Genomic DNA, 13,022 nt, shown 5'->3' on the forward strand with positions numbered 1-13,022 from the left:
TTCACTTCATACGTCCCCTGGGAGTTTTTTATAACTGCACACTGAGGAGAGGATTTTATGAATTGTCCCCAACGCAATATCCTGAAAAACGGCGGCTTTCAAAGCGGGTTGTCATCCTGGCAGGGAAAAGGAGTCCAGTTGGCTCCCAATCCGATACGCCGTGGGGATGTGTCTGTTCGATTAGAGAATGAGGGATTGCTGTACCAATACGTCCCAGGTCCTTTTCGCAGTAATTGCAGCTATTATCTCTATTTTCGCATCTATAATAACCGGCGTTCTTTGAAGCCGCCTCTCGTATTGGTCAGTGTGGCCTATATGGACCGCAATAAAAAGCTGTTGCGGACCACGCCAGTGTTGGTGGAACCCCCCTACACCCAGGAAGCTCATTTCAGTTCCTATTTTTCCATTGTTCCCCCCCCGCCGGTAGCCACCCAATATACTGCAGTCATCTTCCAAGTGCAAAAGGGTTCAGTTCTTGTGGATTATATTGCTTTAACGCCTCATGATGTATGAGCTGGGGGCCACTCTTAGGAGTGCCCCAGATTCCTGTGGGACCCCGGGGCGACGCCTTGACTTCTGGGAAAACTCAGAACATCAGTTTGCAAACTTTTTGGCCACTGGATACAATGAAATGAAGGAATTTTAAGTGCCTGAGTCGAATGGTTCACTACATATCCTCATTAGAGAATAACCATGTCATGTATAATAGGATAGACAGATTATGTGAGGCCCAAGTCGGAGCCACAGGAGATGTACCGATTCGGGATGGCCTGGACAGGAGGAGTTTCATGCCGACGCCAAGTATGGAGGATTACTTGGAAGTGATCTATAAACTGATTGAAAAAAAGGGGTATGCCAGAGTTTCAGATATCGCTGAAGCACTGGAGGTACACCCTTCTTCGGTTACTAAAATGGTACAAAAACTGGATCACAGCCAGTACCTGATTTATGAGAAATACCGGGGCTTGGTTTTGACGCCGAAAGGAAAAAAAATCGGCAAAAGACTGTTGGACCGTCACACGCTTCTTGAAGAATTCTTACGGATTATTGGTGTGGATGAAAGCCGGATTTACGAGGATGTGGAGGGAATAGAACACCACCTCAGTTGGGATTCCATCAACAATATCGAATACTTGGTGGAGTATTTCCAAAAGAATCCGGCGCGTGTAAGAGAATTGCAAGCCTTCAAACAGGAAAATGAGCTGGAGGAAATTGATTCCTGAATAACCCTGTGGTTTTCCATGGGGTTTTTTGCTCTCCAAAAGGCATAAACATGATACAGGGTAGCCCGACTGGTAGCCTAGCCTCTCTAACAATGTTGTGAATAAGTCGTCACAGGTAGGGTGGGGGGGCACATGGTAGGTTTTTGGCTCGTCAGAACTTGGGTACCGAAATGTGAAACCTCATCCCGACCGTCTAAAAGATGTAAATCACAACGCTTCTAAGGGGGTGATCCGGATTTTTGCCGATGCAGTGTTGGAAGGAGGAGGGATCAAAGCTTTTGGATTGGTGGGGGCTTTAAGTGTGGCCGAAGAAAAAGGATATGAGTGGAAACGACTGGCTGGAACCTCGGCTGGGTCTCTGGTCGCCGCTCTGCTGGCAGCAGGGTACCGAAGCGAGGAATTATACCGAGCGATGGAGGAGTATGATTTTACTCTGCTGACGGCGACGACGTGGTACCATCGTCTTCCCTATCTCGGCCCGAGCATTCGCCTATGGGTGAAAAAGGGGTTATACTCTGGCCGCCCCTTGGAACGGTGGGTCGGGGAAATGCTGGCCAAAAAAAATGTTTACACATTTGCCGATTTGAAGGAACGGAAGCTTTCGATTATCGCTTCAGATCTCAGCAGGGGAAGTCTGTTGGTACTTCCCCATGATTTAGAGGAGTATGGAATCCCACCGGAAAAATTATCTGTGGCTCGGGCAGTTTTGATGAGTTGCTCCATCCCTTTCTTTTTCGATCCCGTCCGAGTGCTCCACCAACCTTCCAAACAGACCAGTTATGTGGTGGATGGTGCCGTGCTCAGCAATTTTCCTGTCTGGTTGTTTGATCAAAAAAATCCCCGGTGGCCCACCTTTGGCTTTCGCTTTTTATCAGAGGAAACGGGAGGCCATCCGATCGAAGGTCCCATCTCTTTGTTACGGGCGATGTTTCTGACAATGATGGATGCTCATGATAACCGGCATATCAAGGATCAGGACCGGCTTCGGACGATTCAGGTACCCACCCAAGGGATTAAAATGACTGATTTTGACCTGGATAAAGAGAAGCGGAAGGGATTGTTCGATGCGGGGGTTGAAGCGGCGGAAAATTTCTTTAAACACTGGACATTCAAACAATATTTGGCGCTACGCGGATACGATCGGGGTCCTTCTTGGCGGCTTCATACGTTAGATTCTTAAAGGGGGGTGAAAAATGGGGAGTGGGGGAAAGCAGGCGGGGGAGTTCTCCTACCGGATTTTAACCAACAAAGAGCAGAAAAAATTACCGGGAGATCTCCGCAATTGGCTGGAAGAAGTGAAGCAGAGACGGGGAGTCCATCTCTATCAGCACCGTGGACATCAGTATTTGATGATTTCCGCCGGGATGAAGCCCAATCCGGGACATCGGTTGGAGTTGGTCGGTGTTAAAAAAGAAAGGGGGGAGCCTGGATTTCTCGTTCGTGAAGTGGCTCCCGAACCCGGTAAGATGCATCCCCAGGTGATCAGCTTTCCCTACTTGGTGATCCGTGTCAAAGGTCCTGTCCCAAAGATCCTTCATGCGAATTCCGGGGATATTTTCACCCAGGGAGCGGTTACCGAGGCCGATCCAAAAGCAAAGCAGATCACTGAATCTCCGAAGGACTGAGGTAGCCCTTCGGTTTTCTGTTCTATAGACTGGATGTTCTAGAAACGTTTGTGAAAATGTTGTCACACCCACAGGACACAAAATGCCTGAGGAGAGCGAAGCGATCCCCAGGCTAATTTCATTCAACGCTTTGAAGTTAAGGCATCTTGGTTTTATTCGATGAGCGGTTTCCGTTGCCGTTGATGACGCGAAAACGTCTCTTTTTCCGCTCCCGCAATTTTTCTTTTTGGGTGGTGGCCCTGGATTTCCGGGCCATGGCGGGGGTGGAGGGATGACTCAATCGAATCAGCCATCTGGGCGGGTGACGATATAGGTACCAGATCAGAACCACCGCGGCCAGAATCCCTAAAAAGAGGATCGTATCGGTGATCAACTTGGAAACCAACCCGATTGCGACAAGGGTCAGGATCACGCTGCGCCAAATTTTTGTTTTTGTGCTCAACACGGCGTATCTCCCTCGTTTCATAGAACCCAAATAGTTAACTCGAATGGACAATAGTGGATCCGTGGATCGGTTCTGTGGCCTTTTGATCCAGTTGAACCATTCGGTTGAAGGCGGCGATGGCCACCTCCACCTGATCATCCTCCGGTTGCCGCGTGGTCAATTTCTGAAGCCATAGACCGGGATAGCCGAGCCAGGTGAGGACTGGAACATCCCGGACCGCGTTGGTGATCCGGAGCAGTTCGTAGGAAAGGCCGATCACCACGGGAATCAGAAGCAACCGAGTGAGGACGCGGTCCCAGACGCTGTCGTATGAGAAGAAGGAGTAAAGGATTACCCCTACGATCACAGTCAGAATGATGAAACTGCTACCACAGCGATAGTGAAGTGTCGACTGTTTCTGTACGTTCTTCACTGTTAAGTCTGCCCCGGACTCATAAGCGTTAATCACTTTATGTTCCGCTCCGTGGTATTGAAACAGGCGTTTGATGAGGGGGGTCTGGGAGATGGACAGTAAGTACCCCAACAGGAGAAGTGTCTTGATCGCTCCTTCGATTAGATTCTGCAGGATCAAGTTGGTGACGATCCCATCAAAGAGGATGCTGGCCAAAAACGCGGGTAAAGCGGTGAAAATCATTTTCCCGATCACGAGGGAGAGAACACCGATCGCGGCGACGCCGAGGATCAATTCCAGCCGGGAGGTTGTTTCTTCTACTTCTTCTCCAGGTTCTAAATCATATCGGTCTGTTGCGAATTGAAGGTGGCGGGAGCCGGAGGCGCTAGATTCCACCAAAGCGATCACTCCGCGGATGAAGGGGATTTTTTTCAACAGATTCAAGCGGGTGTGATGGTTACGGGTCTGTTCAAACATCTCGATTTCCCCGTTTTTTCTCCGAATGGCGGTGACTTGGGTGTGGCGTCCGCCGAACATGACACCTTCCACCACTGCCTGACCGCCATATGCCACTGCTTTGGTTTCCATGAAGGTTCCACCTCCTGGTGGGATGTCCTTGGTTTGATGGACTGTTAAGATGTGGTTATACTATTGTAACACAATCTGTCCTTTGATCGCTTGGCTATGCAGGTTACAGGGGTTGAAGCGAGCAGGTATCCTCCATGTTTTCCGGGATTTTGTGGTATAATGGCGAAGGGTGGAAGAGAGGGGAAGGGGGGAATCTCATGACCAAAGTACTCGTTTTGCACGGACCCAATCTGAATGGATTGGGGAAACGGGAACCGGACATTTATGGAGACGGGACACTGACAGAGCTAAACGAGCAACTTCGTAGCAAAGGCAGGGAACTGGGACTGGAGGTGGAGACCTTTCAGTCCAATCATGAAGGGGATCTGATCGATCAAATCCACGGGGCCAATGAAAGGGTCGATGTGTTGGTGATTAACCCCGGTGCATTTACTCACTACAGTTATGCGATCCGGGATGCCCTCGCCTCTGTATCCGTTCCTGCGATTGAAGTACATATTTCCAATGTACATACGAGAGAACCCTTCCGGGAGCACTCTGTCACCGCACCAGTCACACGAGGGCAGATCATCGGATTTGGCTTCCTCAGTTATGAGCTGGCTTTGACCGCAGCTGTCACACTGGTCGGAGAGACTTGAATTCAAGGCTGTCGAAGATGATGGGATAGATCCTGTGCTACCTGTGCGGCGTCTCTGATCCAACCATTCGGTGCAAGGGTTCTCCCAGGATTCAACATAGCTGAATGTCCAGACAGCATCTTCCCCTTCCAAAACGTGGCTAATCAACAGACTTGGATGTAAAAAGGAGCGAAAAATATGGAAAAACGATTGGCTCGATTGCGCCGATTGCTGAAAGAACACGACATCGAAGCCCTGTTGATCTCCCAACCTGCCAATCGCCGGTACTTAACAGGGTTTACCGGTTCTTCCGGCTGGGTGGTGGTGACGCAACAGGAACAGATTTTGATTACGGATTTTCGGTACAGGGGGCAGGTGAAAGATCAAGCACCTCATTTTGAATTTGTGGAACATCAGGGGAATCCCTTTGCCGATATAAAACAGATTCTGGATCGTTCAGGCATCCGCTCCCTCGCCTTTGAGGAAAACCACCTCACTTTCAGCCAGCATCGGAAGCTGATCGAGTCGCTGGAGGGTTTGCAAACGGTCCCCGTATCCGATTTGGTGGAAAGACTGCGGTTGATCAAGGATGAGGAAGAAATCCAACGGATTCGGGACGCTGTTGCCATCTCTGACGGAGCATTTGCACAGATTCTGAAAGAGATTCGTCCCGGAGTGACGGAACGGGATATTTCTCTGCGCCTGGAATTCCTCATGCGGGAGGCGGGGGCGGAATCCTCTTCCTTTGACACGATCATCGCCTCTGGTCCACGCTCTGCTCTGCCCCATGGGGTTGCCAGTGACCGCGTGTTGGAAGCAGGGGATCTGGTCACAATGGATTTCGGTGCTTATTATCAGGGGTATTGCTCTGACATGACCCGAACCGTGATGATTGGAAGTCCCTCAAAGCAGCAACGGGAGATTTACGGGATCGTCCTCGAAGCCCAGAAGCGGGCGATTCAGGCGATCCAAGCCGGAATCAGCGGCAAGGAAGTGGATGCGACGGCAAGAGAGTATATCCGGGACCACGGATATGGGGAAGCCTTCGGCCACGGAACCGGTCATGGATTGGGGTTGGAGCTTCATGAAGGCCCCACCTTATCCTACCGGAATGAAAAGACATTGGAAGCGGGAATGGTGGTCACCGTGGAGCCGGGCATTTACCTGCCAGAGGTGGGCGGCGTCCGGATTGAGGACAATGTTTTGGTCACGGATGAAGGGCATGAAGTGTTGACGAAAAGCCCTAAAGAACTGATACAGATCGATTGATGACAGCAGAGGAGGCACAGATCGATGATTTCTACCAGTGAATTTCGTACCGGTCTTACGATTGAATTAGATGGAGATGTATGGCAAGTCATGGATTTTCAGCATGTCAAACCAGGGAAAGGGGCGGCTTTTGTCCGTTCCAAACTGCGGAATCTCCGCAATGGGAACATCCAGGAGCGTACCTTCCGTGCTGGCGAAAAAATGGCTCGGGCCCATGTGGAGAGCCGCCAGATGCAATTTCTATACGAGAGTGGCGGCGAGTATACCTTTATGGATAATGAGACCTATGATCAAGTGACACTTCCGGCGGGGCGACTGGAGCGGGAAGTCAAGTTTCTCAAGGAGAATATGAACGTCAACTTGGTCATCTATAACGGTGAGACCTTGGGAGTGGACCTTCCCAATACGGTGGAGCTAGAAGTGGTGGAGACCGATCCGGGGATTCGGGGGGATACCGCCACTGGCGGATCGAAACCGGCCAAACTGGAGACTGGTTTGGTGGTGCAGGTTCCTTTGTTTATCAACCAGGGGGACCGACTGATTGTTGACACTCGCAAAGGGGAATATGTCTCCCGAGCCTGAATTTAAAAAACCTGCCGGCATCTGTCGGCAGGTTTTTTATCAAGGCCAGATCCATTGGAATATTTTCATCAAAAAGGCAGTGATTCCCGCTGCCATCAGTGGACCCACAGGAATTCCCCGTAAAAAGAGGATGCCGAATATAGACCCGATCACCAGTCCGATGATCATTTGGGGATCCAGCTTTAAAAGATCCAATCCCTTCCCGTTCATATACGTGGCGATGGCACCTCCAGCGAGGGCCAGGATTCCGGGGACCGAGGTGAATACCTGGAGGACTTCTTTGAGGGAGATGCGTCCGGTAGCGAAGGGGACCAAAACGGCGATGGTCAGGAACAACAGCCCGATCTCCAATCCTCTACGCTCAACGGCGGGAAAAAAACGTTCCAGATGGGTTAATTTTAAGATGAGCAACAAACTGGCAGCAGTCGCGATAATAGGCGAGCGGCCGAGGAGCCCGATGATGATCAACAATACCAACAAGAGATCTGGATTCATACGCATCCCCTGTCCAACTTGGTTATTACAAGATATGTGAGGACAAGGGAGGTTATGAACTTTCATCTGTCATGAAATGATTCGCCCCTGTTGCCAGCGAGGGACGATGTCGTATCGATCCTTCTGCAGACAGTCTAAGAGATCCCGGCGATACCCCCGGGCGATTAAACGTCGCCCGGCCTGACTCATGGTCAAAATTTCGGTAAGATGTTCTCGACAAGAGAGATATCCCAACCGGAGTGCATGGGCCTGATCACTCAATTCAGCGGCGGGATTTATCTCCAAGAGATGGTGGAGGATGCAACCGGCGGCCATCCCATCTTCCAGGGAAAAACCTCCTCGAGTTCCTGCACAGAGAAAGATGACGTCCCGGTGGAGGCCCCGGATGGCTTTTGCGCAGGAGGAGGCATTCAAAAAACAGCCCACCCGGATTTCCGATGCCCGATTCGCTTTTAGAAGAGCCCGGGTTCCATTGGTAGTGGTCATGACAATTCCCTTGTTTTTCACTCGGTCTTTAGAGTAATCCGCTGGTGAATTTCCAAGATCAAACCCTTCCAAGCTTTTGCCGAATCGCTCTCCACCGCTTAACGTCCCGACTGTGGCCAGTTCCCGGGCTTTGGAAACCGTTTCGGCAGGAAGGATGAACAAAGCTCCGTTAGCCAGAGCGGTCACTATACAGCTGGAAGCGCGGAAGACATCAATCATGACGACGGTTCGGTTGACCAATTGGTCGGCGTGGAGATCATCCACGTGGGGGATGATCGAGGCGATCATAGGGTAGCTTCCTCTTGAGGGGAACCAAAGGTGTAAAAGGTGTCGGAACGCAATCCTCTGCGCAGAGATTCCACTGATAAGACTTCATGAGCGGGGATGTTGCCCAGATTGGTGTCAGCACCGAGGAGTTTCAGGAGGGTGATCTGTTGTGCGAGTTGAGGGCATTCCCACCAAATCCGCGAAGGATCCAGCTGTTTTTCCACGCTCAGAACGTAATCGGTGTCCACATCCCCTTTTTCATTAAACATCCCGATATCCCGCCCGGACTCTCTGCCTTCAACGATGATAAATTCTGCTCCATTCTCCCGGTCTTGGTGATAGGTTTCCACTAATTCAGCCACCGGGGTGATGGAGCCTTTTTGTTTTTTGCCGATTTCTGTGATCACCCGGAAAGAAGAGTCCCTGGCTGCTCGGATTGATTCTGAGCGTTGCTCGGGAGACAGTGTGATGGTACCGTCGGAGATCTCCAACCATTGAAATCCGATCTTAAACAGGGTTTCAAAATAGTGGTTCATCCCATCCTGATTATAAGCGACTTCAAAGAACGTGCCTCCGGGGTATAGATGTACATGATATGCTTCGGACAAACGAAGCTTCTCTCGCAACAGGGGGACCGGGGTCAGGCTGATGGTACCAAAACCCAGTTTGATGAAATCGATGTAGTCAGCTGCCAATTCCAGCAGGTCCCTAAAGGCGGAGAGACCCATGCCCTTGTCGATCACCATCGTCAGTCCCCTAGAACGGGGTTTCTCCTGTCTAGTAAGGGAAGGGTCCCGGAGTGGTCGTCCCCAGATCGGTTTTGCTAGTGGCTCCATATGGTTCCTCCTCTTCCTGAGTCATATACTACCCTATGCTATGCAGGAGAAGAGGTACAGGTGCCCGCTACTTTTTTAAGTGGGTCCGAGTCGATTCCGTCTCAAATAAACGCGACTGTGACCATGGGGGCTGCGCAGGCGTTCCGGCTTGCGGATGGCCCAAATCGCCAGGATGCCAGTGATTAAGGCCAATCCGGCATTTCCTAGATACAAGAGATATTTAGCATTGGCTAACGCGCCGAATACCGGGGGCCCCAGAGCAACACCGAGGAAACGGACGCTACCGTAGAAGGAGGTGACAATCCCCCGTTCTTTGGAGCCCACCGCCGACGTGATCAGGGTATTTAAACAGGGGAGAATCAGTCCACTGCCGATTCCGATTCCCACCAGATCTGTGATTAATAAATAGGTGTTGGACAGAAAGGGAACCAGCGCCATCCCGATCGTGACGATAAAGAGCCCAGTAACTATAAAGCGCTTCATGGTTTGGATCTTCTCTTTGACATGGTTTCCAGCCCACAAGGAGACGGAGCTCATCGCCAACAAGGGAATGGCCAGAATCAACCCCTTTATCACTCCCTCAATTCCGTAACGCTTCTCCAGAAAATCAGAGAGGAAAAACAAAACACCAAACAGGATAAACAATGTCAATGCGCCAGCGAGAAAGGTGACCAATAGCCATCTGCCATCTCGTTTCCATGTTTTTATAATGTTATCCTTGTATTTGGAAATGGGTTGAGGGTTCCGGCTTTGCTGCGGTTCTTTAATGAAAAACCAGAGAGCTAGGGCGATGGGGACCGTCAGGATCGGAAATGAGAAGAAAAGAGCATACCAGGTGATCAGAGCGAGCAAGGATCCCAGAATAGGGCTGACCACTTTGCCGAATCCGTTGGCTGCTTCGATTACGCCCAGGGCACTGCTTCGTTCTTCTTTTTTATACAGATCACTCACCAAAGCCATGGCGATCGGGGCTGTCCCTGCGGCTCCGATGCCTTGGATGATTCGCCCTGTCAGCATCAGCCAATAAATCCCTCCGCCCCAAATAGCGGCAAAACCGGTGAGCAATCCCCCGGCTCCATAGAGGAGAAGAGAAGGGGCGATCACCATTTTCCGCCCGTAACGATCTGAAAGGATGCCGCTCAAGGGAATGATGATACCTGCAGGGATGGAAAATAGGGTGATCAACAGACTGACCTGCAACGGACTGATTTTCAAATCCGATTGGATAGTGGGCAGAACGGGAATCAACATGGAATTTCCCAGTACCATGATGATGGGTACCGCACTTAAAATGGAAAGGACGAGTACTTTGCTTTGCTTCTCCTGTTGGTTTTTTCCAGACGCTGTCACATTGTTCACCTCACGACTTATTTCACTTTACTTCGTATAGATTGACCCAAATCCCCGGGAACTATTTTGATGTATGGCGGAGTGAAAAATGGTGAAGATGATAACAGATGTAACCCAACCTGAAGGGATGAGATGTCCATGGAATACCAAACTCATGTTTCATCCAGCCGCCTGCGGAGGGATTTGGCCTTCATCAGTGGACTGTTGGAGGGACAGGGACACGCAGAAGAGACACCTGAGGGGAAAGTTCTGGGGCGTTTGGTTCATGCGTTGGATGATCTGGCACAGGAGAATGAAAAACTGACGGTACGCCTTTCTGAATTGGAAGAGTACGTGGAAGCGGTGGATGAAGACCTGAATGAATTGGAACTGATCTTTTATGATGATGAGGAACTGGAAGACGAAGATATTGGCTTTTGGGAGGTCAAGTGCCCCCATTGCGATGAGTCTGTACTGGTGAACGAGGACGTTTTCGATACCGCCGAAGAGGCGGATCTCATTTGCCCTCGGTGCGACACGGTTCTTCGTGTCAATGATGAAGGAAATATTCAGGGAGAATCCACGTTGATCCAACAGTGATGGAAATCGTTTTTATCGGGCCCCTATGAGGGCCTTTTTTATTTTTAATTTGCTAGATTGAGGCGGCCTTTCATTTTTGCTTGACGGGGGGAATAATGATTGTCCTTTTGCCATATGGATTAGGTAAATCCAGTGTGGACAGGAGGTCAGAGGATGCTCGCTCCCATATTGGAAGTACTCCCTCTGTCCATTCGCGGGTTGATAGAATCCCTTCCCTCCCGGGTGTATGAATCTTTGGAAGAGATTCGGGTGCGTCAGGGAAGCCCGTTGGAAGTGGCCACTCCGTTTCAATCCATGTTCCTTAGCCCCCAGGGTCAGGTGGTGACACGAGAGCGGGAGGGGTATCGGCCGGACAGAGAGGACTGTCAGAAGATGCTGAACCTGGTCAGCCGCCATTCGCTGTATGCTCTGGAAGAAGAGTTGCGCAGGGGATACGTCACGATTTCGGGAGGTCACCGTATCGGTTTATCCGGTCGGGTAGTGGTGGAGGCCGGCAGAGTAAAACATATCCGTGATGTCACGGGATTTAATTTGCGTGTGGCCCGCCAGGTGAAGGGAGCCGCGCGGCGATGGCTTCCCCGGATCCTTCCAGGGGGACAGCTGGAAAATATATTGATCATCTCTCCGCCTCAATGTGGTAAAACCACCTTGCTCCGGGATCTGACCCGGATCGTCAGTTCAGGGGAGACGATCCCCTCCCGGAAGGTCGGGGTGGTGGATGAACGCTCGGAGATCGCCGGATGTATGGAGGGAGTTCCCCAACATGATGTAGGTCCCCGGACGGATGTACTGGATGGATGTCCCAAGGCAGAGGGGATGATGATGTTGATTCGTTCGATGTCCCCGGAGCTCCTGGTAGTGGACGAGATCGGCCGACGGGAAGACGGGGAAGCCGTCTTCGAGGCGGTGCACGCTGGTGTTTCTCTCTTTACCACGGCCCATGGAAGTTCGATGGAAGAAGTTTGTCGACGGCCGGGAATCGCTCAATTAGTTCGGGAAGCTGTGTTTGCTCGTTATATTTTGCTAAGCCGAAAACAGGGACCTGGGACGATTGAGGCGATTTATGACCGGGAGCTGAACCTGGTACAGGGATCCAGGGTGGTGAAGAGGGGATGTTGAAAATGATCGGTGCTTGTATGATCCTCCTGTCCACCACGACCTTCGGCTTTCGACAGGCTCGGGCCTATGCGGAACGACCTCGGCAAATCCGGCAAATGCGAGGGGCGCTCTCCCTGATGCGGACGGAAATCTCCTTTGGATCTAGACGGTTGGACCAGATTTGTGAACAGATTGGTCACCGGGAAAAGGAGCCGGTCCGAAGTTTGTATGCCCGCTGCGCACACTATCTCAGGGAGATGGATGGGGTTTCCGCCTTTGAGTGTTGGAAACGGGCGGTGGAAGAGACTTGGCCTGCCACTGAACTGAAACAGTCGGAGAAGGAAGTGATTACAGACTTTGGAAAAACTTTGGGAATCTCCGATCGAGAGGACCAATTGGCCCATCTGGCTCGGACACAGACGCACTTGGAAGTGGAGGAAGGCCGGGCGCGGGAAGAGCAGGAGCGTTACGAGAAGATGTGCAAAAGCCTGGGCATCCTGGGGGGAGCACTGATCGTGATCCTGATTTATTGAAGGCGGGGGGAGAAACCGATGCCTTATAACGTCGACGCCATCTTTCAAATCGCAGGCATAGGCATTGTCGTGGCTATGTTGCACACGGTCTTGAAACAGATGGGAAAAGAGGAATATGCCCAGTGGGTTACGTTGATCGGTTTTATCGTCGTATTGTTCATGGTGGTGGTGTTGGTAGACGATTTGTTTCAAACCATCAAAAACGTGTTTCTATTCTCATAGCAGCGGGGGGCGATCCACTTGGAAATGATCCAGGTGGTGGGCCTTGGATTGATCGCCACCTTCTTGATCCTAGTCATCAAAGAGCAGAAACCGGTGTTCGCCTTCCTGTTGGCCACTTTTACCGGTGTGGTGATCTTCCTCAGCCTGATCGACAAAATTGCTGATGTTCTTGGGATTCTGACCCAACTAGCTGAAAAAGCCCGGGTAAACTCCATGTTCTTGGAAACTGTTTTGAAAATTATCGGCATTGCATATATCGCAGAATTTGGGGCGCAAGTGACCCGAGATGCGGGTCAGGGCTCTATCGCCTCCAAAATCGAGTTGGCTGGAAAAATTTTAATCATGGTGATGGCGATCCCCATTATCACGATGATGATCGAAACTGTAGTGCAAATACTTCCTTCATGAGGATGGTT

Annotated in this window: 18 protein-coding genes; 12 read left to right on the forward strand and 6 right to left on the reverse strand. The window is 50.9% G+C overall.

Annotated elements, in window-relative coordinates; all coding sequences use genetic code 11:
• Positions 1–57: 57 nt before the first annotated feature.
• The 4 genes from JOD24_RS07785 (at position 58) to JOD24_RS07800 (ending at position 2,848) form a co-directional block, all read left to right on the forward strand.
• Entirely contained in the window at positions 58–513 is a 456-nt protein-coding gene (locus tag JOD24_RS07785) for a hypothetical protein (protein WP_380166587.1), read from the forward strand.
• 275 nt (positions 514–788) lie between these two features.
• Positions 789–1,223, forward strand: coding sequence for a transcriptional regulator MntR (mntR, locus tag JOD24_RS07790; protein WP_380166589.1), 435 nt, complete (start codon positions 789–791; stop codon positions 1,221–1,223).
• Positions 1,224–1,395: 172 nt separating this feature from the next.
• Positions 1,396–2,403, forward strand: coding sequence for a patatin-like phospholipase family protein (locus JOD24_RS07795; RefSeq protein WP_380166591.1), 1,008 nt, complete (start codon positions 1,396–1,398; stop codon positions 2,401–2,403).
• A gap of 13 nt (positions 2,404–2,416) precedes the next feature.
• Complete coding sequence (locus JOD24_RS07800; protein ID WP_380166593.1) at positions 2,417–2,848, forward strand: protease complex subunit PrcB family protein; 432 nt, start codon at positions 2,417–2,419, stop codon at positions 2,846–2,848.
• Positions 2,849–2,984: 136 nt separating this feature from the next.
• Here JOD24_RS07800 and JOD24_RS07805 read toward each other — a convergent pair whose 3' ends face one another.
• Positions 2,985–3,290 carry a hypothetical protein gene (locus tag JOD24_RS07805; RefSeq protein ID WP_380166595.1) on the reverse strand — a complete coding sequence of 102 codons (306 nt, stop codon included), beginning with the start codon at positions 3,288–3,290 and terminating at the stop codon, positions 2,985–2,987.
• A gap of 37 nt (positions 3,291–3,327) precedes the next feature.
• Entirely contained in the window at positions 3,328–4,272 is a 945-nt protein-coding gene (locus JOD24_RS07810) for a DUF1385 domain-containing protein (protein WP_380166597.1), read from the reverse strand.
• Positions 4,273–4,469: 197 nt separating this feature from the next.
• On the opposite strand from JOD24_RS07810, the gene aroQ reads away from it, so the two are divergent.
• The 3 genes from aroQ (at position 4,470) to efp (ending at position 6,740) form a co-directional block, all read left to right on the forward strand.
• Complete coding sequence (gene aroQ / locus JOD24_RS07815; RefSeq protein WP_380166599.1) at positions 4,470–4,910, forward strand: type II 3-dehydroquinate dehydratase; 441 nt, start codon at positions 4,470–4,472, stop codon at positions 4,908–4,910.
• A gap of 177 nt (positions 4,911–5,087) precedes the next feature.
• Positions 5,088–6,158, forward strand: a complete 1,071-nt coding sequence (locus tag JOD24_RS07820; RefSeq protein ID WP_380166601.1) for a M24 family metallopeptidase — start codon at positions 5,088–5,090, stop codon at positions 6,156–6,158.
• 24 nt (positions 6,159–6,182) lie between these two features.
• Complete coding sequence (efp, locus tag JOD24_RS07825) at positions 6,183–6,740, forward strand: elongation factor P (RefSeq protein ID WP_380166603.1); 558 nt, start codon at positions 6,183–6,185, stop codon at positions 6,738–6,740.
• Between the two features lie 39 nt (positions 6,741–6,779).
• Here efp and JOD24_RS07830 read toward each other — a convergent pair whose 3' ends face one another.
• The 4 genes from JOD24_RS07830 to JOD24_RS07845 form a co-directional block, all read right to left on the reverse strand.
• A complete protein-coding gene (locus JOD24_RS07830) occupies positions 6,780–7,235 on the reverse strand; it encodes a DUF441 domain-containing protein (RefSeq protein ID WP_380166605.1) in 456 nt (151 codons plus the stop codon).
• Positions 7,236–7,304: 69 nt separating this feature from the next.
• On the reverse strand, positions 7,305–8,009 hold the full coding sequence (locus JOD24_RS07835) for a 2-phosphosulfolactate phosphatase (RefSeq protein WP_380166607.1): 705 nt from the start codon (positions 8,007–8,009) through the stop codon (positions 7,305–7,307).
• Positions 8,006–8,824 carry a phosphosulfolactate synthase gene (gene comA / locus JOD24_RS07840; protein WP_429246700.1) on the reverse strand — a complete coding sequence of 273 codons (819 nt, stop codon included), beginning with the start codon at positions 8,822–8,824 and terminating at the stop codon, positions 8,006–8,008. The genes JOD24_RS07835 and comA overlap by 4 nt, the downstream gene beginning before the upstream one ends.
• Before the next feature lie 75 nt (positions 8,825–8,899).
• Positions 8,900–10,174, reverse strand: a complete 1,275-nt coding sequence (locus JOD24_RS07845) for an MFS transporter (RefSeq protein WP_380166611.1) — start codon at positions 10,172–10,174, stop codon at positions 8,900–8,902.
• 138 nt (positions 10,175–10,312) lie between these two features.
• On the opposite strand from JOD24_RS07845, the gene JOD24_RS07850 reads away from it, so the two are divergent.
• The 5 genes from JOD24_RS07850 to spoIIIAD all read left to right on the forward strand — a co-directional run bounded on the left by JOD24_RS07850 (position 10,313) and on the right by spoIIIAD (position 13,014).
• On the forward strand, positions 10,313–10,753 hold the full coding sequence (locus tag JOD24_RS07850) for a CD1247 N-terminal domain-containing protein (protein WP_429246701.1): 441 nt from the start codon (positions 10,313–10,315) through the stop codon (positions 10,751–10,753).
• Between the two features lie 153 nt (positions 10,754–10,906).
• Complete coding sequence (gene spoIIIAA, locus JOD24_RS07855) at positions 10,907–11,872, forward strand: stage III sporulation protein AA (RefSeq protein ID WP_380166615.1); 966 nt, start codon at positions 10,907–10,909, stop codon at positions 11,870–11,872.
• The gene (spoIIIAB, locus tag JOD24_RS07860) at positions 11,866–12,384 is read left to right on the forward strand and encodes a stage III sporulation protein SpoIIIAB (protein ID WP_380166617.1); all 519 of its coding nucleotides are present in this window, start codon (positions 11,866–11,868) and stop codon (positions 12,382–12,384) included. The genes spoIIIAA and spoIIIAB overlap by 7 nt, the downstream gene beginning before the upstream one ends.
• An 18-nt stretch (positions 12,385–12,402) precedes the next feature.
• The gene (spoIIIAC, locus tag JOD24_RS07865) at positions 12,403–12,606 is read left to right on the forward strand and encodes a stage III sporulation protein AC (RefSeq protein ID WP_380166620.1); all 204 of its coding nucleotides are present in this window, start codon (positions 12,403–12,405) and stop codon (positions 12,604–12,606) included.
• Between the two features lie 18 nt (positions 12,607–12,624).
• The gene (gene spoIIIAD / locus JOD24_RS07870; RefSeq protein WP_380166622.1) at positions 12,625–13,014 is read left to right on the forward strand and encodes a stage III sporulation protein AD; all 390 of its coding nucleotides are present in this window, start codon (positions 12,625–12,627) and stop codon (positions 13,012–13,014) included.
• Positions 13,015–13,022: the final 8 nt, after the last annotated feature.

Source organism: Kroppenstedtia sanguinis, assembly GCF_050433445.1.
In the GTDB taxonomy this organism is placed as follows: Bacteria; Bacillota; Bacilli; order Thermoactinomycetales; family DSM-45169; genus Kroppenstedtia; species Kroppenstedtia sanguinis.